The 24,163-nt window shown below is 37.9% G+C and carries 22 protein-coding genes; 12 read left to right on the top strand and 10 right to left on the bottom strand.

The genetic code is table 11. The features are described from left to right. Positions 1-7: 7 nt before the first annotated feature. Positions 8-481 (top strand): 23S rRNA (pseudouridine(1915)-N(3))-methyltransferase RlmH, encoded by a 474-nt coding sequence (gene rlmH, locus BLP81_RS03165; protein ID WP_093365604.1) that lies wholly within the window; start codon positions 8-10, stop codon positions 479-481. A gap of 55 nt (positions 482-536) precedes the next feature. Here the strand turns inward: rlmH and queA are convergent, their stop codons facing one another. From queA to BLP81_RS03120, 9 genes are all read right to left on the bottom strand, one after another. Then, complete coding sequence (queA, locus tag BLP81_RS03160; protein WP_093366142.1) at positions 537-1,586, bottom strand: tRNA preQ1(34) S-adenosylmethionine ribosyltransferase-isomerase QueA; 1,050 nt, start codon at positions 1,584-1,586, stop codon at positions 537-539. A 109-nt stretch (positions 1,587-1,695) separates the two neighbouring features. Continuing rightward, entirely contained in the window at positions 1,696-2,916 is a 1,221-nt protein-coding gene (locus BLP81_RS03155; RefSeq protein WP_093365601.1) for a 3-phosphoshikimate 1-carboxyvinyltransferase, read from the bottom strand. Next, positions 2,913-3,170, bottom strand: a complete 258-nt coding sequence (locus tag BLP81_RS03150) for a hypothetical protein (protein ID WP_093365598.1) — start codon at positions 3,168-3,170, stop codon at positions 2,913-2,915. Before BLP81_RS03150 ends, BLP81_RS03155 begins: the two co-directional genes overlap by 4 nt. After that, positions 3,171-3,497 carry a nucleotide pyrophosphohydrolase gene (locus tag BLP81_RS03145; RefSeq protein ID WP_093365596.1) on the bottom strand — a complete coding sequence of 109 codons (327 nt, stop codon included), beginning with the start codon at positions 3,495-3,497 and terminating at the stop codon, positions 3,171-3,173. It abuts the gene before it with no gap. 3 nt (positions 3,498-3,500) lie between these two features. Continuing rightward, positions 3,501-5,462, bottom strand: coding sequence for a DUF3857 domain-containing protein (locus tag BLP81_RS03140; RefSeq protein ID WP_245686401.1), 1,962 nt, complete (start codon positions 5,460-5,462; stop codon positions 3,501-3,503). Positions 5,463-5,498: 36 nt separating this feature from the next. Then, positions 5,499-7,391, bottom strand: a complete 1,893-nt coding sequence (locus tag BLP81_RS03135; RefSeq protein WP_093365591.1) for a DUF3857 domain-containing protein — start codon at positions 7,389-7,391, stop codon at positions 5,499-5,501. 44 nt (positions 7,392-7,435) lie between these two features. After that, positions 7,436-7,888: a D-aminoacyl-tRNA deacylase gene (gene dtd, locus BLP81_RS03130; RefSeq protein WP_093365589.1), complete on the bottom strand. Its 453-nt coding sequence runs from the start codon at positions 7,886-7,888 to the stop codon at positions 7,436-7,438. 1 nt (position 7,889) lies between these two features. Then, entirely contained in the window at positions 7,890-8,846 is a 957-nt protein-coding gene (gene rsgA / locus BLP81_RS03125) for a ribosome small subunit-dependent GTPase A (protein WP_093365585.1), read from the bottom strand. A gap of 28 nt (positions 8,847-8,874) precedes the next feature. Further along, positions 8,875-9,957 (bottom strand): bifunctional 3-deoxy-7-phosphoheptulonate synthase/chorismate mutase type II, encoded by a 1,083-nt coding sequence (locus tag BLP81_RS03120; RefSeq protein WP_093365582.1) that lies wholly within the window; start codon positions 9,955-9,957, stop codon positions 8,875-8,877. A gap of 146 nt (positions 9,958-10,103) precedes the next feature. On the opposite strand from BLP81_RS03120, the gene gldA reads away from it, so the two are divergent. Genes gldA through BLP81_RS03100 form a run of 4 tightly spaced genes read left to right on the top strand, consistent with a single transcriptional unit; the run spans position 10,104 to position 13,722 of the window. Continuing rightward, a complete protein-coding gene (gldA, locus tag BLP81_RS03115) occupies positions 10,104-11,006 on the top strand; it encodes a gliding motility-associated ABC transporter ATP-binding subunit GldA (RefSeq protein ID WP_093365577.1) in 903 nt (300 codons plus the stop codon). Positions 11,007-11,049: 43 nt separating this feature from the next. After that, positions 11,050-11,985, top strand: coding sequence for a DUF368 domain-containing protein (locus BLP81_RS03110; protein WP_093365574.1), 936 nt, complete (start codon positions 11,050-11,052; stop codon positions 11,983-11,985). Further along, on the top strand, positions 11,972-12,994 hold the full coding sequence (locus BLP81_RS03105) for a DUF368 domain-containing protein (protein WP_093365571.1): 1,023 nt from the start codon (positions 11,972-11,974) through the stop codon (positions 12,992-12,994). Before BLP81_RS03110 ends, BLP81_RS03105 begins: the two co-directional genes overlap by 14 nt. Next, positions 12,991-13,722, top strand: coding sequence for a shikimate dehydrogenase family protein (locus tag BLP81_RS03100; RefSeq protein ID WP_093365568.1), 732 nt, complete (start codon positions 12,991-12,993; stop codon positions 13,720-13,722). Before BLP81_RS03105 ends, BLP81_RS03100 begins: the two co-directional genes overlap by 4 nt. Positions 13,723-13,945: 223 nt before the next feature. Here BLP81_RS03100 and ccsA read toward each other — a convergent pair whose 3' ends face one another. Further along, positions 13,946-17,164: a cytochrome c biogenesis protein CcsA gene (ccsA, locus tag BLP81_RS03095; protein ID WP_093366140.1), complete on the bottom strand. Its 3,219-nt coding sequence runs from the start codon at positions 17,162-17,164 to the stop codon at positions 13,946-13,948. A gap of 277 nt (positions 17,165-17,441) precedes the next feature. On the opposite strand from ccsA, the gene BLP81_RS03090 reads away from it, so the two are divergent. From BLP81_RS03090 to BLP81_RS03060, 7 genes are all read left to right on the top strand, one after another. Beyond that, entirely contained in the window at positions 17,442-18,194 is a 753-nt protein-coding gene (locus BLP81_RS03090; RefSeq protein WP_093365565.1) for a Rossmann-like and DUF2520 domain-containing protein, read from the top strand. Continuing rightward, positions 18,181-18,684, top strand: coding sequence for a KdsC family phosphatase (locus tag BLP81_RS03085; RefSeq protein ID WP_093365563.1), 504 nt, complete (start codon positions 18,181-18,183; stop codon positions 18,682-18,684). The genes BLP81_RS03090 and BLP81_RS03085 overlap by 14 nt, the downstream gene beginning before the upstream one ends. Positions 18,685-18,742: 58 nt before the next feature. Continuing rightward, a complete protein-coding gene (locus tag BLP81_RS03080) occupies positions 18,743-19,597 on the top strand; it encodes a geranylgeranylglycerol-phosphate geranylgeranyltransferase (RefSeq protein ID WP_245686400.1) in 855 nt (284 codons plus the stop codon). Next, complete coding sequence (locus tag BLP81_RS03075) at positions 19,594-20,175, top strand: Maf family nucleotide pyrophosphatase (protein ID WP_093365557.1); 582 nt, start codon at positions 19,594-19,596, stop codon at positions 20,173-20,175. The genes BLP81_RS03080 and BLP81_RS03075 overlap by 4 nt, the downstream gene beginning before the upstream one ends. A 5-nt stretch (positions 20,176-20,180) precedes the next feature. After that, positions 20,181-21,068: a septum formation inhibitor Maf gene (locus BLP81_RS03070; protein ID WP_093365554.1), complete on the top strand. Its 888-nt coding sequence runs from the start codon at positions 20,181-20,183 to the stop codon at positions 21,066-21,068. Positions 21,069-21,071: 3 nt separating this feature from the next. Next, positions 21,072-21,617, top strand: a complete 546-nt coding sequence (locus BLP81_RS03065) for a mechanosensitive ion channel domain-containing protein (protein WP_093365551.1) — start codon at positions 21,072-21,074, stop codon at positions 21,615-21,617. 62 nt (positions 21,618-21,679) lie between these two features. Further along, on the top strand, positions 21,680-24,160 hold the full coding sequence (locus BLP81_RS03060; protein WP_093365548.1) for a PIG-L family deacetylase: 2,481 nt from the start codon (positions 21,680-21,682) through the stop codon (positions 24,158-24,160). The last annotated feature ends 3 nt before the right edge of the window (positions 24,161-24,163 follow it).

Below are 24,163 nucleotides of genomic sequence, written 5' to 3'. Positions count from 1 at the left end.
TATACGGATGACCATCACCTTAATCCTCGTAGGCAAAACAGATAATCGCCATCTGGAAGCCTTAATCAGTGATTACAAAAAGCGGCTGTCGCATTTTGTAAATTTCGAAATAAGCATTATTCCCGATCTCAAAAAAAGAAAGAATATGGAGATCGAGCTTCAAAAGGAAAAAGAAGGTGAACTTATCTTGAAAAAAATTTCGAATTCTGATTTTGTGGTTTTGCTGGATGAAAAGGGTTCTGAATATTCCTCTACCAAACTGGCAGGATGGCTACAAAAACGCATGAACACCGGTCTTAAAAACTTGGTTTTTGTAATTGGTGGTCCTTATGGCTTTTCTCCAGATGTTTATTCCAGAGGAGATCAAAAAGTATCACTTTCCAAAATGACATTTTCTCATCAAATGATTCGGTTGTTTTTTACCGAACAGTTGTATAGAGCCTTCACCATTTTAGGCAATCTTCCTTACCACCACGAATAAAAAAAGCTGACTTGCAAAATACAAGTCAGCTCCTTCATTACTTTTAAGCTATCTACTACAAAATCAACATAGCATCGCCGTACGAGTAGAATTTGTATTTTTCTTTAATGGCTTCTTTATAAGCTTTTTCCATCAAGTCATGTCCTGCAAAGGCAGAAATCATCATCAATAAAGTAGATTTTGGCATGTGGAAATTGGTAATCATGCAATTTGCAATACTAAAATCGTGAGGAGGAAAAATGAATTTATTGGTCCAGCCATTGTATTCATTCAACCTGTGGTTCGAGCTTACCGCACTTTCCAAAGTTCTCATCACTGTAGTTCCTACAGCACAAATTCTCCTTTTTTCAGATTTAGCATTGTTGATAATACTGGTCGCATTACTATCGATCATGATCTCTTCACTGTCCATTTTATGTTTGGACAAATCCTCGACTTCTACGGGATTGAAGGTTCCTAAACCGATATGTAAAGTCACTTCTGCAAAGTCAATGCCTTTGATTTCCAAACGCTTCAACAGGTGTTTAGAAAAGTGAAGTCCCGCAGTTGGCGCTGCAACAGCACCTTCATTTTTAGCATAAATCGTTTGGTAACGTTCAGCATCTTCTGGAACGACATCACGCTTGATGTATTTAGGAAGTGGCGTCTGACCAAGTTCAGTTAATTTATCTCTAAAGTCCTGGTAAGACCCGTCGTAAAGAAAACGAAGGGTTCTCCCTCTGTTGGTGGTGTTATCAATCACTTCGGCCACCAGGCTTTCATCTTCACCAAAATAAAGTTTGTTACCTATTCTTATTTTTCGTGCAGGATCTACAAGAACATCCCAAAGACGTGTTTCTGGATTGAGTTCTCTTAATAGGAAAACTTCAATTTTAGCTCCTGTTTTTTCTTTATTTCCGTATAATCTAGCTGGGAAAACTTTAGTATTATTGAACACCATGACGTCCTTTTCGTCAAAATAATTGATAACGTCTTTAAACATTTTGTGTTCAATAGAACCATCTTTACGATTTACTACCATTAGTTTGGCTTCATCTCTGTGCTCAGACGGAAATTCTGCCAAAAGGTCTTCAGGTAAAGTAAATTCGAATTGTGAAAGTTTCATTCCCATAATAATCTTATTTTTTTAAAAGAGTGCAAATATACGACCGCGAGATAGGCGTTGTCAAGTAATTTATAGTTTATTTACCTTAATCACAGGATAATCGCTGTTTTTACCGGATACCTAGTACTCGCATTTTATCCCAAAAGTCTGGAAAAGATTTGGACACCACTTCAGGATTCAAAATTTCCAAATCGGTTTTTACAGTCAGAGGTGCAAAAGCCATAGCCATCCTGTGGTCCTGATAGGTTTCTATTTTGACTTCTGAATTAAATTCGTCAACAGGTTTTAAGTGTAAAGATTCATCGGTAATAATCACCTCAGCACCAAATTTTTCAATCTCATTTTTAAGAGCGACCAATCTGTCGGTTTCTTTAACTTTTAGAGTATGAAGTCCGGTTAAAAAACACTCAACACCTAGTCCTAAACAGCTTACTGCAATCGTCTGTGCCAGATCTGGGGTGTCATTGAGATCTAATTCAATTTTCTGAGGCAACTTAAAATTATCCATTTTTGAAAGTTGAATGAAGTTTGTCTTAAAATGAGTCTCGATACCAAAAAGTTGATAAAACTCGGCTACCCTAGAATCTCCCTGAAGGCTGTCTTTATAAAAAGTGGATATATTCATATTTCCGGCATTCATTAATGCCAGGCAGCTGTAAAAATAAGAAACCGAACTCCAGTCGGACTCCACTGAAATTGTAGTAGGTTCTATTTTAGTTTTAGAATGAACTCTAATCGAGTTGCCATCATATTCAACGTGAACCCCAACCGACTCAAGAGCCTGAGCGGTCATTTTAAGATAGGGTTTGGATGTGACTTTAGATTCTAAATGAATAGTTAACCCGTTTTTTAAGGAAGGAGCAATGAGCATTAACGCCGTAATGTACTGGCTACTCACATCTGCAGAGATGGAAATGTTTTCTTTCTGAAGCGGTTTCCCTGAAATTTTTAAAGGTGGAAAACCTTCATTTTTGATATATTGAATATCAGCACCAAGGCTTCTAAGCGCTTCCACCAGAATACCAATGGGGCGCTCCTGCATGCGCTGACTTCCCGTCAGTATGACTTCACAGCCAGGGAGTGCAGAAAAAAAGGCAGTTGAAAAACGCATGGCCGTTCCCGCATGATGAATATCGATTTCTGTAGTTTCCTGTAATGATGCAGATAAAGCTTTTTGAAGCACCTGAGTATCATCGCTATTGGATAATCCCTTCAAATTTAGATTCGGAAAGAGAGCTTGAAGAATAAGATATCTATTGGAAATACTTTTGGAACCCGTGATTTCAAACTGAAATTGTTCAGTTTTTGGTGTGGTAAAGCTCAATTTCATTTAGCTTCATTTTTTTTGATGTTCCCTCTGAATTTTAAATAGGTGACTATAAAACCATACACAAAACCGCTCATAATATTAGCGACAAAGAACCTCAAAAGGTTTTCTTTGGCTAATCTGTTTTCAGCATAGAGCGACCAGTTAAAATCATAGGCAAGCCAAACATCTACGATGTTATAAATAAATATGAAGCCTATGGCTAGAACAATAACAGATCTCCAAAACCCTTTAACTGAAATTACTTTTTGAAACATTTACTTTAGTTTTGAATTGTTTTGATGACGATCGTGATCGCGTTTTGTTTTGACATCCAATTTTTTATCGAAAGCCTGCTGTAAATCGATTCCTGTTTGGTTTGCCAAACATAAAACAACAAAGACTACATCTGCAAGTTCTTCTCCAAGATCTTTAGACTTATCGCTTTCTTTTTCGCTTTGCTCCCCATAGCGTCTTGCGATAATTCTCGCCACCTCTCCTACTTCTTCCGTGAGCTGTGCCATATTGGTAAGCTCATCAAAATAACGTACGCCGTGTTCTTTTATCCATTCATCCACAGCTGATTGAGCGTCTTTTATATTCATAGGTTAAGATTTTACAAGTACAATTTTCTCGTTTTCTTTATTGATTAATTCTGCATAGAATTGTCTTAGATCTTCATATTCACCTGGCAAAAACAATGTTCTGTTGACAGTTTGTCTAACCTTTACTGATACAAAACCGTTATTTTCTTCAATTAGATAGGTTAAGTTGATAAAATCATCACCAAATTTAAAAATTGTCTTTTCAGGTAAGTAATCAACTTTATAACCTTCCGGCAGTTTCATTGAGATGAGATAGTCAACATTTTTTGGAAAAGTGAAATCTATAGGATAAGTTCGCTTTTCTTCAAGAAAAGGATTTTTTTCTGATTTTAGAAAAAGCATGGGAGAAATATAAAACTTTTTCCCGATTTGTTCTACGAATTTTTGATCATCAGAAGAAAATGTAAAACCTTCCAGCAAGGGTTTTGAAGTTTTAAGGAGGTTAGAAATCTTGATATCCTTAACCTCTTTAATTTCAAAATTATTTTCATATCTCAATTTGATTTCCTCTAAATCCTTTTTGTCTAGACTTTTGCGTGTAGCAAGTCCAAAATGATTATAAGAAATTATTCTACACTTCCCATGAATGATACCATCGGGATCTAAACTGGCCTGTACCTGATATTTTTTTAAAGAATGCTCTTTTGGAACAAGTTCCAAGATTTCAAATGCATTTGGTTTCATCACAATGCCATTCCAGTTTAAGGCGCGCCTGGGTAAAAGATTTGGTGTTGTAAACTTCTCAGTTGCATCCAGAACGTAAGTTTCGCCATTGATATTCACATGGGAGAAGACATAATTCAAGCCTGAAATTGTTGGAAATAAAGGAATGCCATGGGAAATTGTGCTGGATAAAACTGGATTAGCCTCCAGTTTGGCCTCCCTAAGCATTGCCGTAAGCAGAATATTAATGTCTGCAGAATTTCCTACACCAAGTTCATAGACTTTATCCAGTCTATCACTCGTATATATTCTCTGCTCATCGTTCCAGGTCATTCTATCTTTTACGAAATCGAAAACAGCCCTCATTTTATCCTCAGGAAGTGTCTTATCTTGCAATATTGTTTTGAGATTCTCTTTAAAGTATTTTGTTCTCGACATTTCTTTTTCATATGTATTGGTTTCTCTCAAGGTTTTCACCACATCTTCCCAGGATCTGGAAACAGATTCTAAAGGACCATATTGCTCTGTTTTATATGATGAAAGCTCATAGCTTATGCCTGGTAAATAGTTAGTGACATTATTTACATGGGATTCATTTCTGATTTTAGGCAGATTTTTAACTATATGTTTTGACTCTCTTATGGAGGTTGATATTTGAGAAGCAGAAGATCTTACATATATCCTCCCTTCTTTAATTTCGTCTAAGCTTTCTATCGGATAATAGCCTTTGGTTCTCATACTATAGGCCAAATATTCTGATGGTATATGGGTCGAGTATTCGGAATAACGAGTTGGAATTTTATTTTGAAAAATCCATTTTGGTAAATTATTGATATGCGGAGAATCTATGTCATAAGAATATTCTATAATGACTCCATCCTGAATTTTGGGTAAAGTGAATTTTTTGGCTTCCCATAAATCACTTAAATCTACTTCGAATATATCGCTATTTCTTATTTTTTCACGTTCAACCTCACCATCTTTCTCATAATAGACATAGCCCTCGATATTAGACACGGATTCTCTATCTGAATTTCTATTTCCTACAAAATATGGGATTTGTACATTAGCTTGATCATAGCCTTCCGGAGTATAGATTTTTATCCTTCTGATAACTTTATACTCATACTCCCATGAATTTTTAATTGAAAATCTGATTTCTGCTTTTTCATAAAGAACTTCAGCTACTGCAGAAGAGTCTGTCGGGCTTTGAGTTTCCCTAAGCATTTCTAAAGTTACATCTTCAAGTTCTTTAGCTTGTGAGAAAGAAATAGTAGTGATGAATAAAAATAGGATGGACATAATAATTGTTTTCATCTGTAAAATTGATTATGTTTTTTATACTTTTTTGAAACTAACTTTAGTATTATCGAATTTGGAAATGGTCGAAAAGAACTCGACAAAGTCTTCGTAACTAGACTTGTCGTAGTTGTTTTTTTTCAGGTTTAAATATCTTTTTACAACTAATTTATCTTCATTCAAACTAAAACTTAATCGATAGGATCCAAAATCAGAATCAAATTCTATATCCTTAAGTTCCGTATCAAGGGCTAATCCTTCTGTATTGAAAACAAACTCATCTTCATCGACAAAGCCCCTTTCGATAACAAAAGGCGTTTTTCTGGTTGCATATTGAGGTAAATTGACTTGAAATTTATTAAAGGGATTGACATCCAGGATAAGGTCATTCCCGTAAATTTTGACATAATTTTCACCTACCACTTTTAAACTTTCAGTAAAAACAATTTTTTCTTTATTATTTTGAAATCTGTAATCTGTCAGGTTAAGTTGCTTTATATTATCAAAGTAGTTCAAGTAGTAAGACCTGATATCCTTTTCAGTTCTGTCAGCAATGCTGTATCTGCTATCATACTGAGTCCCTTTAGTCTTTATTTCTACATCTGCTATGATATCTCTATTCTGAATATTTATCTTTGCTTCTGTTTTCTGAAAATTAACTTCATCATCATAAGCCGGTGTTTTTATAATTTTTCCACCATCCGGGGTTAAAGCAAGAACCCGGCGATTATCTGTAAATGTGCCTAAGAAATCGAAAGGAATATCCTGACTCGTACATTCCAGCCAAATATTTTCTTCGTTCTCTTGCGGAATCGTAAGGATAACATGATTGCCCTGCATCGATGAAAACTCTTCTTCAATATTTATGATTTCGTCACCAGCAGTTACTACACAATAAATGGATTCTACACCAACAGCAGAAAGCAATGCCTTGGTATAATTAGTTAAACCCTTACAATCTCCATATTTTTTTTCATCGACCTCCTCAGCAGGAATAGGTTTCCAGCCTCCGAGACCAATTTGTACACTTATATATCGTGTATTGTTTTGAACATAATCGTAAACAACTTCTGCTTTTTCTGCATCGGACTGCAGATGTGATGTCAAAGATTTTATTTCGCTTACCGTAGATTCAGAAAGTTCATCTTGACCTTTTAACAGGTTTTCATATTGCCATTTTCCAAAATCTTTCCAACTGGAAGCCTGACCTTTTTGGCCTTCAAGTTCAAAAGTATTCAATGCAAACATAATCTGCGGAGTGTATGTTTCCAGAGACGGGCTATAGACTTCTCTAGGGATAGATTCCAAGTTTTCTATAGAATAAAGAACTGTATTTTCATCTAGCTGTTCCATTTTTATAGCTTCAGAATACTCATTCGGATGAGATCTGAGTATTTCTCCGGAGTTATTTTCTATTTTGAAAGTCGATTCTTTAATCGTCTGATCATAATTTTGAATAGGCCTAAAGCTTTTTATAAAAGCCGTATTAGATGTTTTTACTTGTTTTTCAAAATGAACAGTAATGGGGTAACTCGAAGGTATATAATCAAGATATTTCACTCTGTTATCTGTATACAAACTTACAGAGCCAGCAACACTTACATCTGTAAAGTCTCTTTCTTTGAACTTTTGTAATTCTGCTCCAAATGTATTGTAAACCGTCAAAGTCAAGTTCTTAATCTTTGTTGATTTATCGTAATGAGCAAAAGCATCTAAAGCAGATAAGCCCTTTTTATTCAAAATCGTAATGAGCTTGTCTTCAGTAATCGTCATTGAACTGTAACTGTCAATTTCGAGATGAATATCTTGACTTATGATGACAGAATTCGATTTTTTTAATAAATCTAAATTTAAATTTGCTATTGAGTAATCCTTTTGAGCATAAAAAAATGAAAAAAAGAAGAGCGAGAGGGTTAGAAATATGTTTTTCATGGTTCCAAATGTAAAAAATTCCTTAAAAAAATGTGAATGTTTTTTTAAATCTTTTGCCTGGAATCTAAGATAAATGTGAGCGGACCGTCATTTATGGAATAGACCTGCATATGGGCACCAAATCTTCCTGACTGAATGTTGCTGTGATACACATCCTTGATGGATACTATAAAATCTTCGTACAATTTTTTAGCATATTCTGGCTTTGCCGCTCCTGTAAAACTAGGTCTGTTCCCTTTTTTCACAGAGGCGTAAAGCGTAAACTGACTAACGATTAAAAACTCTCCTTCAACCTCCCTTATATTCAGATTCATTTTCCCTTCTTCATCCGAAAAAATTCGCATCTGAGTCACCTTTTTGACTAACCAGTCAATATCTTCCTGTTTGTCTTCATCTTCAATACCCAAATAAATCAAAAGTCCATTTTGTATGCTGCCTGCTATTTGATGATCGATCTCAACGGAAGCTTCCTTAACTCTTTGCAGTACAATTTTCATATTATCTCAAATCTTGATAGGGGTCCTTTCTAAAACTTTCATCCTCTTCACCTTCTAAAATCTGCAAATAGCTCTTATATCTGGAATACGCTATTTTATCTTCTGCCAGGGCCTCTTTAACTGCACATTGCGGCTCGTCCACATGAATACAATTATTGAATTTGCAATGGGTTTTCAGTTCAAAAAACTCTGGAAAGTAGTTGTCTAAAGTATATTTATCGATATCCACAACGCCAAAACCCCGTATACCCGGAGTATCGATAATCTGACCGCCAAAATAAAGCTCATGCATCTCCGCAAAGGTGGTGGTATGCTGTCCCTGTCTGTGTTGTTCTGAAATTTCTGAAGTCTTGATGTTCAACCCAGGCTCTATAGCATTGACCAAAGTAGACTTCCCGACTCCACTATGCCCCGCAAAAACACTTACTTTATCCTTCATCAGTTCTTTAACCTGATCGATGTTTTCGCCAGTTTCAGCTGAAATCCCAATGCAGGTATAACCTATATCTCTGTACAGTTCTGCCAGAAATTTCATCTCAGCAAATTCTTCCATGCTATAAGCATCTACTTTATTGATAAGAAGCACGGTTCTAATGTGATAAGCCTCAGCGGTGACGAGAAATCTATCGATAAAGGTGGTGCTTGTCGGCGGATTATTATGTGTAATGAGTAAAAAGGCTACATCTATATTAGCCGCAATGATGTGAGTTTGCTTGGATAAATTCACCGACTTCCTGATGATGTAGTTCTTCCTATCGTAAATCTCCTTGATGATGCCGATAGTCTCATCACCTTTCTTTTCAGTGTCAATTTCGACATGATCCCCCACTGCCACTGGGTTTGTACTTTTAATACCCTTTAGCCTAAACTTACCTTTTATCCTCGAGTTATAAATCTCTCCATCCTCTGCTTTTACATAATACCAACTTCCCGTAGATTTATAAACAACAGCTTTCATTAGTTAAGTTTTGAAGGGGTTACAGTTATCAATATTGACTTATAATTTTATGCTGATGCGCAATAGATTCTTCATGTATGGCTTTGGTAAGACGCTCTACAAAATCTTTAGACAGCTGATTTTTTTCTCCTTTCAGGGTCAGCTTATTCAAAACATTATTCCAGCGTTCAGGCTGAAGAATAGCCACATTGTTTTCTTTTTTCAATTCACCAATCTCATCGGCAACGCCCATACGCTTCCCTAAAAAGTCGATAATTTGATTGTCGATAACATCAATTTTGGACCTTAAGACGTTCAGCTTTTCGTTGAACTCTCCGGCGCCATGTTTTTTTCTGATTCGCAGATCAATAGTCATCTGCTTCAAAAACTCTGGGGTGATTTGCTGTGCGGCATCGCTCCAGGCTTTATCCGGAGTATGATGCGTTTCCACAATCATACCATCATAATTGAGGTCTAAAGCGGTCTGGCAAATGTCAAAAATCAGGTTTCTGGCCCCGGCAATATGAGACGGGTCTACTAAGATAGGCAAATCTGGAAATCGATTTTGCAAATCGATGGCTATTTGCCATTCTGGATTATTTCTGTATTTAATTTTCTCGTATGTAGAAAAGCCTCTGTGGATTACCCCAAGATTTTTGATATTGGCTGCATAAAGACGCTCCACCCCACCAAGCCATAAGGCCAGGTCTGGATTCACCGGATTCTTCACCAAAACTATTTTATCGGTTCCCTGAAGGGCATCTGCTATTTCCTGAACTATAAATGGACTTACAGTACTTCTGGCCCCAATCCACAAGACATCTACATCGGCCTTGAGTGCAAGGTCAACATGAGTTTTATTGGCAACTTCAGTAGCGATCATCAGCCCGGTTTCTTTTTTAGCTTTTTTAAGCCACTCCAGTCCAATAGCTCCGACGCCTTCAAAATTCCCAGGTCGGGTTCTCGGTTTCCAGATTCCTGCGCGCATCACCGTAGCATCAGAATCTTTGAGCTGATGAGCAATATGGAGCACTTGTTCTTCAGTTTCAGCACTGCAAGGACCTGCAATGACCAACGGGTGATCCAGATTCATCTCCGTTAACCAGTTTCTTAATGTTTTATCGTTTTCCATGCTTACAAAATTAACTTTTAAAATCAGAAAAAAAAGGCATTTGACTTGCTTTTAAAACTAAGGCCATGTTATAAAAAAATTTAATACAAATACATTCTGAATTTGTGAAGAGATATAATTTGTATTTTTGAGCAAAAAGTTTCAAAATGTCGATTGAAGTTAACTCCATTTCAAAGTCATATAAGAATCAGCCTGTCCTGAAGGATATCAAGTTCAAAATGTCCAAAGGTGAAGTGGTGGGCTTGCTTGGACCCAATGGCGCAGGTAAATCTACACTTATGAAAATCCTGACCGGATTTATAAGTCCCAGTTCCGGTGAAGCCAGCATCAATGGATTACAACTCACCAAAGCAAAAACAGACATCCAGAAACAAATCGGTTATTTACCAGAACACAATCCTATTTATCTGGAGATGTATATCAAGGAGTATCTTAATTTTCACGCGAAAATTTTCAAAACGCCTAAAGAACGTATAGATAAGGTAATTGAGCAAACCAAACTCAGCCAGGAAACCGGCAAGCGGATTTATCAGTTGTCCAAAGGCTACAGACAACGGGTGGGTCTGGCCGCTGCCTTGCTTCACGATCCCGAAATTTTAATTCTGGACGAACCTACCACTGGCTTGGATCCGAACCAGCTTATTGAAATTCGGGAATTGATTAAATCTATAAGTAAAAACAAAACCATCCTCTTATCAACACACATCATGCAGGAAGTAGAAGCGATTTGTGACCGAGTCATCATCATCAATAAAGGTGAAATTGTCTCAGATAAAAAAATGGAAGACCTCAATGAAGCAAGTCAGCAGGTCATCGAAGTTGAATTTAATTACAGAATAGAAGAAGTCGCTTTAAAGGAAATCGGTAAAGTAGTTCAGGTGAAAAACACGACCCGATTCAAATATGAAATCACTTTTGACACAGGTGTTGATAAACGTCCAGATGTCTTTGATTTCGCCCACGATAAAGGTTTAAAAATAATTGAACTTCACAAGAAAAATAAAAACCTTGAAAGTTTGTTTATTGAGTTAACCAAGGATTCTCAATAAAAACCAACACTCTATAAGCAGTCTTGAATATATCAATCCATTTATGAAAAGAAATTTAAAATCCTACATCACCGTCAGCTTAAAAGGTCTGGGTATGGGTGCTGCTGATGTTGTTCCGGGGGTTTCCGGAGGAACCATCGCTTTCATTACAGGTATTTATGAAGAATTGGTGACCACTATTGCCAATGTGGATTTCAGTTTATTAAAAACCTGGAAAAAAGAAGGCTTCAATACCATGTGGAAACAGTTGAACGGAAACTTTATCCTGGCCTTGTTAATCGGTATTTTTATAAGTGTCTTTACCCTGATGAGGCTTACCAATTACTTACTCGAATCCTATCCAGTTGTAGTGTGGTCTTTTTTCTTTGGATTGGTAGTGGCGAGTGTGTGGTATGTCGGTAAGCAAATTGACAGATGGACCATCAAACTGGTAGTTTTTGCACTTATTGGCTTTGTTATTGCCTTCGGCATCACCTTAATGGCTCCTGCTCAGGGTCTGGATCATCCGCTTTATTATATGTTATGTGGAGCTGTAGCCATTTGCGCTATGATTCTACCTGGAATTTCAGGCGCTTTTATTCTTGTTTTAATGGGTAGCTACAAGTCGATAACCGAAGCGGTTTCAGAATTTAATTTTCAAGTGATTGGACTTGTAGGTCTTGGTGCTATTATAGGTATATTGAGTTTTTCTAGGATATTGAAATGGCTTTTTACTCATTTTAGATTAATCACTTTAGCTCTCCTCACAGGTTTTATCGCTGGCTCACTGAACAAAATATGGCCGTGGAAAAATGTGATGGATTCTGAACTCATAAAAGATAAACTGGTCATTTTGGATGATGTTTCTGTTTTACCTCAAAATTTCGAGGGAGATCCACACTTGTTTTTAGCTATCATAGCCGCTGCTTTAGGATTTTTACTCATATTGCTTTTAGAAAAAATAGCAGAAAAACAACCTCTTTCCCATGCAAAGCACTAGGACTTTTAGTGACAAGGTCTTCCTGTTTTTAAAGGGACTTGCCATGGGAGCCGCCAATAAGGTGCCTGGGGTATCTGGTGGTGTGGTTGCTTTTGTTGCCGGATTTTATGAAGAATTTATTTACTCGCTTCAAAAAATCAACCTGAAATCACTTAAACTCCTTATCAATGCAAGATTTAGAAGTTTTTTTCAGTACATCAATGCAAAATTTTTAGGCATTCTCATTTTAGGCATGGTGTTTAGTTATTTCAGCATATCCAAATTATTGGATTTTCTCATTCAGCACAACGAATTATACGTTTGGTCCACTTTTTTTGGCATGATAATCGGTTCCATCTACTACATCGGCAAAGATTTCAAGGTCAGGTCTTTGAGCACTATCCTCTTTATTGGCATCGGGGTTTTAGCTGGAATTAGCATTAGTTTTTTAAAACCCGCTACAGAAAACGACAATCTGATTTTTGTATTTTTCTGCGGTATCATCAGTGTTTCCGGAATGACTCTCCCCGGTTTATCTGGCTCGTTTATCCTAATTTTGCTTGGTAATTATGTTTTATTACTGGTAGATTCTGTAAACGCTCTTTATGATACTTTGGCAGAAATAATAAAGCTCAATTTTTCATTTATCGATAATCCGGAACGAATACGACTCTTAGAAGTTTTAGGATCTTTTACGGCTGGCTCTTTATTTGGGTTGGTCACGCTTTCTCACCTTTTGAATTATGTTTTAAAATATTACAGAAAAATCACTTTTTCCATCATCATTGGTTTCATAACCGGAAGTTTAGGCGTAGTTTGGCCCTGGAAAGAAAAACTATTTAAACTAAACGAGGCTGGAAAAATAGTAAGAGATACAAGCGGAGATCCGGTTTTAGATAATTATATAAGGTATTGGCCAGACCTGTCTTCATTAAATACTTGGCTAGCTTTCTCTTTTATTATACTGGGAATTTTAATAGTTTTAAGCCTTGCTTACTACGGCAATTTAAGAAAAACAAAAAACCTATGACAACCTACGGACTTATTGGAAAAAATATAGATTATTCTTTTTCAAAATCATACTTCAATACCAAATTTAATAATGAAGCTATTAAAGCCAAATACATCAATTATGATATTGAAGACATCAAAGAAATAAAACAAATCGTTAACAATTCAATAGAGTTGGCCGGACTTAATGTCACCATTCCCTACAAAGAAGCCGTGATTCCCTATTTGGATGAAATCGATTCACAGGCAGAGCGTATTGGTGCGGTGAACACAATCAAAATTGAAAACAAAAAAATGATTGGTTATAACACCGATGTATTTGGATTTACCAAGTCCGTCTTTTCTCTTATTGCTCCTAATCATGACTCTGCGTTGATTCTGGGCACCGGTGGCGCTGCTAAAGCCATAAGACATGCTTTGGTTTCTATGGGCTATCAAATCAATTTTGTATCCAGGGATAAGGAAAAGGGAGATTTTACCTATGACGAATTAAATGCCGAAATCATAAAAAATCACCAGCTCATAGTAAATTGTACGCCGCTGGGAACACATCCGGATGTTAACCAGTTCCCTCCCATTCCTTATGAATTTGTTGACAAAACACATTTGCTTTACGATTTGATTTATAATCCTTCGATCACCAGCTTTTTGGCTCAGGGTAGAGAAAACGGCGCCCAAATCATCAACGGCGAACAAATGCTTATCGCTCAAGCTGAAAAGGCCTGGGAAATATGGAATGGGCAATAAATACCCTAAAGCAAAGCCCCTATCCCCAAAGGGGAGAAACAATAACGATTACTAAATAAGTGAAAATCGAATGATGAAGTTTTAGTCTTAGTTGATTAGTTTATAGTTGAACTGAACTGTTTTGTCTCGTGGTTTTTGTTTAGCTTTTCTATCCTCACTCTTCTGGTATCTGAAATCTAACGTCTAAAACCTATTTTGACCATTACACCAAATCACCACACCACTAATAATACTTCTTATACTTATACTTAGCAGCAACGCCCAGGACGATCCATACCACAAGGGCTATAATGATAAATTGATAACTGATGATTTGATCACCACTAGCGTAGGAGTGCAAACCTGTCAGGTAGAAATTCACTCCAAAATAAGTCATCAAAATAGAACCAAAAGCCAGTACTGCAGCCCAATTAAAAGCAAACAAGCCTCTCAGGCCAGGCACTAAGCGCATGTGAATGACAAAGGCATAAACAAAAATACTGATCAGCGCCCAGGTTTCTTTAGGATCCCAGCCCCAGTATCTTCCCCAGCTTTCATTGGCCCACTGGCCACCGAGGAAATTACCGATCGTCAGCATCACTAAACCAACAGTTAGAGCCAGTTCATTAATAATGGTCAGTTCCTGGATATTCAGTTTCATCTTTTTGAAATTGGATTTATTGGTGGCTATAATCAGAATAAGCGATACCAGTCCAATTATGGCTCCTAAAGCGAAAGGTCCGTAACTTCCCACGATCACAGCCACGTGAATCATTAACCAGTACGAATCCAATACGGGCTGCAGGTTTCCTATGGTAGGGTCTAACCAGTTCCAGTGGGCTACCATCAAAATGATGGACGTTACAAAAGCGGTGGAGCCCATGGTTAAATCACTTTTACGACCGAAGGCTAAGCCGAAAAACATGGTTGCCCAGGCGACATAAATCATACTTTCATAAGCATTACTCCAGGGCGCGTGGCCGGATATATACCAGCGGGCTGCAAGTCCTGCCGTATGGGCCGTAAATAAGATGACCAGCAGAACTTTACTTAAATTAATCGCATACTTGTTGAGTTTGTTTTCTTTGAAAATCCTCAGGATCACGAAAATAATCATAATCAAACTCACATAAAGATAGTACTGGAACAAGAGGTTGAAAATATCGATCTTGTTATATAAAATTTCAGCTTTCACTTTGTCTTCTGCAGGAATGACCTCTTCGCCGTATTTCTTTTGAAACGATTTTAAACTGAGCAGCAATTCATCTGCCTGGTCATAATCTCCAGTTTGACGGGCACTTCTCAAGGACTGCATGTATAACGGAAGAATTTGTTTGGTATACAGCGTATCAATACCTGTAAAATACCTCTCCTCGTCCAGTTCCGGGTAAGCCACCCATTTGTTATTGGGATGATCGGGTATAGGGAAAATCTTGAACTGCTTTCCCTGTAGCGTATTATAAATCAGATTTACTTTCTCATCAGCTTTAATAAAGTCCTTTTGAAATTGATTGGGCACTGCAGCTTTATAGGCTTCATCCAGATAGTCACCGAGTTTATATTCGCCATTCATTTCAAAAAAATCGGTTAAAGCCACGTATTTTTTGTTTTCCTCAACACCCAGTACATGATGTATGCTGTCATTTTTGGTCTTAATGGAAATAAGTGGAGCTGAGTACCAGATCTGCGGATTTTCAATCATAGAAAGCAGGACCTGGTCACTATTCAAATCATTATAGGCATCTTTTTTACCGAGTTTTCTCAACAATTCTGAAGAATAGGTATTGATGGGCTTCATTCGACCACCATAATCCTGAATGATCAACTCACCAAATTTGGCAGCATGCGCTGCACTCACTTTATTGGCCTGAATCAACTTGATGATCTTATCAGATTCAACCTGATGTATCACCTCATCCTCAGGGCTGTCTGCAATTAAGGTATCCTGAACCTGCCTCGACTCCTCAACAACGTTTCCGTTTTCGGTTTGAGCAAAACCTGACATTCCAAAAAGAAGGATCAGGATGCCGGTCAGTTTTGCTTTTTTCTGTTTTATTTTTTCCAATTTCTTTCTTAATTCTCCAAATCTGGATCCTCTGTCTACCAAAATCGCCATTAATCCTAAGTAAAGTAAAAAGTAACCTATGTAAGTAATCCAGGTGCCCCACCAGTCATTATTGACAGACAAGACTGTACCGCCTTCATCAGGATCAAACGAGGACTGGAAAAAACGATAGCCTTTATGATCCAAAACATGATTCATGTAGATATCGTAAGGATAGGAATTGCTTCCATCTACCACTTCCACTTTACTCATAAAGGATTCGTAACTCGGCTGAGGCCTGTCTTCGGTCCCCGGATGTTTTTCGGCAATAAAGTCATTTAATTTAAGAGCAAAAGGCAGTTTCACTTCCATGCTGCCATAATTCATGTAGATGTCGTAACCTCCTACATATATTTTTTTCATATCCATTTGAAAGCCTTTACCCCCCAGCAATCCGACAATTTCGGACTCTCCGCCGGCTGTGACTTTCACAAAAACACCATCGGGATCACTTCGGTTAACCATTTCTTTTTGGACCAAATCGTAACGCCCCTTGATGGCTGGATCGGGAACAACAAATTGCATTCCCCCCACATTATACAGCGAACGCATCTGTAGTTCCTGAATGGAATCCTGCGCCAGCTGACCTTTAAACTGGTCTGCCATACGCATCCAGTCCCCTTCAAAAGGAGAGGTAATCGTAAATCCTACCTCATTGCTTCCGGAAATGTTTATAGCACCATCCGTTTGTTTGTTGAAAGCAAACAGTATGTTGTGAATATTAGCAACTTCGCCGGCTTTCAAAAAATGATCGTGTCTCTCACCATCCCCTGCTTCAACAATCTTTAAGAAATAATCTCCATTTTCAGCTTCAATCACCCCTTCTTCTGCACCTTCGATGAATTCTAAAAATTCAAATTTTACGGGATTCCCGTTATAATCGGTTTCAATGGTTTTGCCAGCCGTGATGGCAGGCCCTAAATTAACTTCAAAATCTTGTTTTTTTCGCAAAGGCTCACCTTCGATTTCACCATCTATAAAGGTGGTTAAATAGGTGCCTTCAGAAAGCATTGTGTTTTCGACTTCACCTTCGCGTATGGGCATGATTCCTTCCTCGCCGATATAGCGCGTCACCCAGGCTCCTACCAAAATCAAAATAAAGGATAGGTGAAGTAAAAGCGTTGTCCATTTTTTCTTTCGTAAAAGCTTATATCTGAAAATGTTTCCTATAAAATTGATCACAAAAAAGACCATAATCACCTCAAACCACCAGGCATCGTAAATCCATTCTCTTGCCGTAACCGTTGCATAAGAATTCTCAATAAAAGTCCCCACAGCCATGGACACGGCATAAATGACAAATAACACGGCCATCAGCCGTGTAGAAAACAATATATCTTTGATTTTTTTCTCTAACATAATTTCTTTTGTATCGGCGACAAAGATACTCATTACAGGAGGATTAGTAAAGCTTAGGCCCGGTTACGAACGTTGAAGTTGTGTTAATTAAACGCTTTTAAAAATTCTGATTTTAGCTGTTAATAATTTAGCTGAAAATCAGTATTTCCAACTATTTTTTAAACTATATACTTATTTTTTAAGACCGACATCATTTCTTTATCCAGGATTATAAAACTTACTATTTGATTATTGGAAATGAGCCTTACCTTTGTTGCATAAAACTAAAGTTTTTATAATGTTTTCAATAGTCATCTTAGGTACTGGCAATGTAGCAACTCATATGTTTCAAGCCCTGCGAGAAACACAAAAATGCGCTGTTATTCAGGTGTATAATCATCAGCCTGAATCTTTAAAAGCTTTTGAAGAATTTACGGCAACCACCACCGATTTATCTGAATTGATGGAAGCTGATCTATACCTCCTGTGTTTGAAAGATGATGTCATTAAAGCTACAGCAGAACAAATCCAAACTAAAACCGGAGTCATTGCCCACACCTCCGGGAGTCAGCCCATTTTGGAAGCCTCCAATTCCGGAGTGTTTTATCCGCTCCAGACCTTTTCCAAAGGCACGAAACTCGATTATTCCAAAATACCCTTCTGCCTGGAAGCAAATTCTAAAGACCATGAAGAGCTTTTAAAATCTATTGCCAGCTCTATTTCTACTGAAGTTTTTAAAATCAGTTCCGCTCAGCGACAAACTTTACACCTGGCGGCTGTTTTTGTGTGTAATTTCACCAACCACCTCTATGCTATTGGGGAAACCATTTGCAAGGAAGACAACATGCCTTTTGATATTTTAAAAGCTTTGATTCAGGAAACTTCTGCAAAAGTTCAGAAAAATTCTCCCTCTGAGGTTCAAACGGGGCCAGCCATCAGAAAAGATGAAAGCAGCATTAAAAAACATATGAGCCAGCTCAGGCATCAAAGCCACTTGGAAATTTATCGATTACTTACACAATCAATTTTAAAAAAACATGACAAATTATAAAGAACTGCTCAACCAAATCACAACCTTTGCCTTTGATGTAGACGGCGTGTTTACCAACGGTTCCCTTCAGGTTTCTACTTCTGGAGAGCTGATAAGAACCATGAACGTGAAAGATGGATTTGTGGTAAAAGAAGCCTTAAAAGCAGGTTACGAGATCATCGTTATATCGGGTGGAACCAATGAGATGGTAAGAACCCGACTTAAGGATCTGGGTATAACCAACATTCACCTGGGCATTGCCGATAAGGTTGAATGCATCCAAGAATTTTTAGAGGTATATGATATCAAAGCTGAGCACGTCGCTTATATGGGTGATGATATTCCAGACATATACCCCATGAAAATGCTTGGATTAGCCACATGCCCTCAGGACGCAGTGCCGGAAGTAAAGGCCATTTCAGCTTATGTTTCTCACAAAAAAGGTGGCGAGGGTTGCGTAAGAGACCTCATCGAGCAGGTGATGAAAACCCAGGGCAAATGGAAATATTAGGATCTAACCTCTAAGTTTTATGCACATCCTTGCCCTTATAAGATGGAAAAATCTGCTGATGCTTGTTTTTTCCGCTGCGCTTATAAGATTTGCCCTGGTTCCAGGTTTTGGTGTAAATACACAGATAGATTTGACGGCTTATGCTTTGCTAGTCATTTCCATTCTTTGCATTGCGGCAGGAGGAAATATCATCAACGATTTTTTTGACATCACCACCGATAGCATCAACAAACCGGATCGGCTTTTGATTGATAAGGTTATTTCCAGACAGACTGCTTTAAAGCTTTATTTTGTAGTCAACGCAATAGGCGTTGGCCTGGCGTTTTATCTTTTTTTGACCCAGGCCTTTGAGCAGTTTGGACTGGTGTTTTATACACTCGTTTTTTCGCCGCTGCTACTTGCAGCTTACTCCATCTGGTTAAAGCCCATGGCTATTATCGGAAATCTTCTCGTGAGCTTACTGGTGGGACTTAGCCTGTTTTGTCTGGGAACAGCGCTAGTGAATCAAGATCGATACCCAGTCGTTTTTTTCACTATCGGGATTTACTCTTTTCTTGCTTTTCTTCTGAATTTGTGCAGAGAATTGATTAAAGATATAGAAGACATCAGAGGGGATAACTTTTGTAACATGTCAACTTTGCCCATATTAATCGGTAAAAAACGCTCCAATTATGTTGTCTTCGGTTTACTCACATTTATAATTCTGGTGTTGCTATCCGTAGTCCTGTCCTATTTCCTTACCCTGAATCTGCTGATATTTTATGTCTTTGTGTTCATCCTCCTTCCCTTAATACTGATTTCAAAACAAGTTCTGGACGCAAAAGCTGAAAAAGATTATAAAAAGATCAGTTTACACTTGAAACTCGTATTTTTAACGGGTATTTGTTCCATGCTTACATTTTTGATCTTATGATATTGAATAATTTAAAAGACAAACGCATCATTTTAGCTTCGGGTTCGCCAAGACGACAGGAAATTCTAAAGTCTATTGGTGTTCAATTTGAAGTTGAACTGCGCTCCGTCAAGGAAGTGTTTAATCCAAAATTAAAGCATCATGAGATCAGTGATTATCTGGCTCAGCTTAAAGCCGATCAGTTTGATAATCTAAAAGCAAACGAAATCCTAATCACCGGAGATACTATCGTTTGGCATCAGGGTAAAGCGCTTAATAAACCAAGCACTAAAGAGGAGGCCTTTGAAATGTTGCAATCACTGTCGAATGCCACTCATGAGGTCATATCTTCGGTTTGCATCAAAACTCAAGAACAGACCGAAATCTTGTATGATGCTACTGAAGTCAAATTTAAAAGCCTGTCTGAAGAAGAAATCTGGCATTACATCGAGGCCTATCTGCCTTTCGATAAAGCCGGAGCCTATGGCATACAGGAATGGATTGGACAAATAGGGATTCTGGAAATTAAAGGTTCGTTTTATACCGTTATGGGATTTCCCATTCACAAGGTTTACAACACACTTTCACTTATAAATTAGGTCTTATGAAATATGTATTTATTTTATGTATTGCTATACTCACAAGCTGTGAAACCATAGTAGAATCCGAACTAGAATCAATAAAAGAAACTCAGGATAAAAGAGATTTAACTTCAGAATTTAAATCCTACTGGTTTGATGGTAAAGCTGAGTTAACGAGTTATGACTTGCAGTTTTACCGCTACGGCGAAAAACGGGAGGGCAAAGCCATGATGATTTTTGTAACTGAAGATTTTCTGCAGGACACACAGGTGAAAGCAAATTCTCAATCCGAGAACACCATCACTGTTATGAAATTGAATTCTTTAAAGAAATTCAACACAGGAATTTATCCTTACAGCATCATGCAAAGTACATTTGTGCCTGTTGTTTATGAAGCACCTCTTTTAAAACTGAGTTCCAGCATTCAGGAATGGTGCGGACAATCTTATGCGCAACTCAATCACCGAAGACAATTTGAAATAGAAAAACACTCTTATTTTGAGGGCGAAGCAGATTCAACTCTTGTGCTTGAGCCCACACTGTCAGAAAACGAAATATGGATTCAACTAAGGATAAATCCTAAAAAACTGGAACTGGGAGCACAACAAGTTCTGCCCGATTTTTCCTTCCTTCAGCTCAATCATAAAGCTTTTAAACCTTATGAAGCAGAGCTGAAACAAACTGAAGGCAACTATCTGCATACCAGGATTACTTATTCGGATCTGGGGAGAATTGTGAACATCTATCAGGAAAAAACCTTCCCCTATTCTATCGAAAAGTGGGAAGAAATTAAATATAATTCCAAAGATACCCTCGTGTCTTCAGCAACAAAAATCAAAACTCTTATAACTAAATATTGGCAACAAAACTCGAGCAAATATTTACATTTGCGAGACAGTTTAGGTTTATAAGATATGATTGAAGATATTTTCTTTAAGTACGAGTACCAAATCATTTGGACAGGCATTGTAGTCTTGGGACTTTTGTTTCTTAGGCTTGGACTCAAACAATCCGCAAAGCGAACCGCCAAGAGAGACGAACTCAACTTTGCCAGAACAAGGCTTATCTATAAATACATCAATGTCCTGGTGTCATTTATCGCCATCTTTTCTCTGCTCCTCATCTGGGGTGTGGAAGTTAGAGAGTTAACCGTCATTTTTTCTTCAATTTTCGCTGTTATTGGGATTGGTCTTTTCGCTATTTGGTCCATACTCAGCAACATCACTTCAGGAATAATCATGTTTTTCTATTTTCCCTATAAGATTGGGGATAAAATACAAATTCACGACAAAGATTTTCCTTTAGCGGCTATTATTGAAGACATCAAAGCCTTTCAGCTACACCTAAGAACAGATGAAGGGGAATTGGTTACCTATCCCAACAATCTTTTTTTACAAAAATCGGTTAGTTTGCTCAAAAAAGACGCTATAGTGGAGCGAACCGAAAATGCCGACCGTTAAAAGCATTAAAATAAACCTCCTTAAAACCCTGGGGCTTGTATATTTGATTAAAAATTTTGAATATGATTAGAAGTATTTTTTGTAGTCTTTTCTTATTGATAAGCACTATCAGTTCATCTCAGGAACCTAAAAAACCATCTTCTTCTGAAATCTATCAACAACTCAAAGACCTCAATTTTCTTGGCAATGTACTTTATATCGCTGCTCATCCCGATGATGAAAACACAAGCCTGATCACCTATTTTTCCAAAAATACACATGCCAAAACCACTTATCTTTCGCTTACCCGTGGAGATGGCGGGCAAAATTTGATAGGACCTGAGCTTGGCAAAAAACTGGGAATTATCAGGACCCAGGAGTTGCTTAACGCCAGAAAAATTGATGACGGACAACAATGGTTTACCAGAGCTATCGATTTTGGATATTCTAAAACGCCCGAAGAAACATTAGAGGTATGGGATAAGGAAAAAATTCTTGCCGATGTAGTTTGGGCCATTCGAAAGCACAGACCTGATATTATCATCAATAGGTTTGACCATAGAACTTCAGGCAGCACGCATGGACATCATACCTCTTCGGCCATCCTGAGTACAGAGGCTTTTGAGATAGCTGGCCAAGACGATAAATTTACCTCCCAATTGGAATTCGTAGAAGCCTGGGCTCCAAAACGCGCTTTCTTCAATACGTCCTGGTGGTTTTATGGAAGTGAGGAGGCGTTTGAAAAGGCAGACAAAACCAATTTGATCGAATTGGACATCAACACCTACTATCCTCTGGAAGGCTTATCCAATAACGAAATTTCTGCGCTGAGCAGAAGTCAGCACAAATCTCAGGGCTTTGGCAACACGGGTTCTCGCGGAGATAAAGTAGAATATATCGAGCTTATCCAAGGCGATAAACTCGAGGGGAATAATCCTTTTGCAGGAATAGATACCTCCTGGAATCGAATTCCTGAAGGAAAGGCCATTGGTGAAATTCTGAATCAGGTAGAACATGAGTTTGATTTTAAGCAGCCGTGGAAATCCGTTCCAAAATTGCTGAAGGCTAAAAAATTAATCGACGGCATAGAAGATGAATTTTGGAAAACTCAAAAGAGTGCCCAAATCAAATCTGTCATCTCTGCTTCCCTGGGTCTTTTTATAGAAGCGAGGAGTGAACTTCCTTACGTAAACCCGGGAGATACGATTAATATTGAATTTGAAATCATTAACAGAAGTCCCGAACAAATTCAGCTAAAGTCAATTGCTCATTCCGGACAAGCCTTTGCTATTAATTCGACTGTACTGGAAAACAATATAGATTATAAATTTTCAAGTGCCTTTGTATTAGACCCACAAGAAAAGTTCACGACGCCTTACTGGCTAAAAGAAGAACCGGAATTGGGAACGTATAAGGTAAATGACCAAAAATTAATTGGACGCCCGGAAAGCCCTAAACCCTTGCTGTTTACTTTTGAATTTAATATAGAAGGGACTACATTCCACATCACAAAACCTCTTATTTTTAAGTATAACGACCCTGTTAAAGGAGAGGTTTATCAGGACTTTGAACTATTGCCCGAGGCTTCTCTAAGTCTGGAGGAGTCGGTTTATATGTTTAAAAACTCCAATCAAAAATCGATTGAAGTCAATGTCAGAGCCCTGACAAATGACTTGTCCGGAAAACTAAAATTAACTATACCTGAAGCCTGGGAGGTCTCGCCAGAATTTCATGAAGTCAATCTGGATAATACAGGAGAAAACCAAACCTACGTTTTTGAAGTCACCCCCACTTCTTTTGAAGCGGTAAAAGTGACTCCAGAATTGGAATTAGCGGATAAAACACTGGACCAAAAAGTGTCAACCATCGATTATGATCATATTGGCGTACATAATCTGGTAGAGAAATCTTCTGCAAAACTGGTGAACCTCAATATCCAGATTAGCGATAAAAAGGTCGCTTATATTAGTGGTGCGGGTTCAAGTGTCCCCAGCAATTTAAGAGATCTTGGGTTTTATGTCGAGGAATTTTCTGCGGAGGCGATTACGAAAGAACGTTTAGAAGGATTTGACGTGGTCATCATGGGAATTCGGGCTTACAACATTCATGAGGTTTTAGCTTACAAGCAGGATATACTGTTTCAGTTTGTAGAACATGGAGGGACTATGATCGTCCAGTACAATACCAATCGCGGTCTGAAAACCAAAAACATTGCGCCTTTTGACATGCGTATTTCTCGTGACCGGGTCACAGAAGAAAAAGCAGAAGTGGCTTTCATCGCTCCTGAACATCAGGTACTTAATTATCCGAATACCATTGTGAAAGAAGATTTTGAAGGCTGGGTTCAGGAGCGTGGGCTTTATTTTCCTGACCTGTGGTCTCAGGAACTGACTCCTGTTTTATCCATGCATGATAAAAATGAAACTCCGAAACTGGGCAGCATTTTGGTGGGTAAATATGGAAAAGGACATTATATTTATACTGGCTTAAGCTTTTTCAGAGAATTACCAGCGGGAGTTCCCGGAGCCTATAAACTGATTTCCAACTTAATTTCCATAGAATAATAT

Source organism: Psychroflexus sediminis, from assembly GCF_900099815.1.
In the GTDB taxonomy this organism is placed as follows: domain Bacteria; phylum Bacteroidota; class Bacteroidia; order Flavobacteriales; family Flavobacteriaceae; genus Psychroflexus; species Psychroflexus sediminis.
Note: the sequence above shows the minus strand (reverse complement) of the source record. Positions and strands in the feature narration are given on the sequence as shown.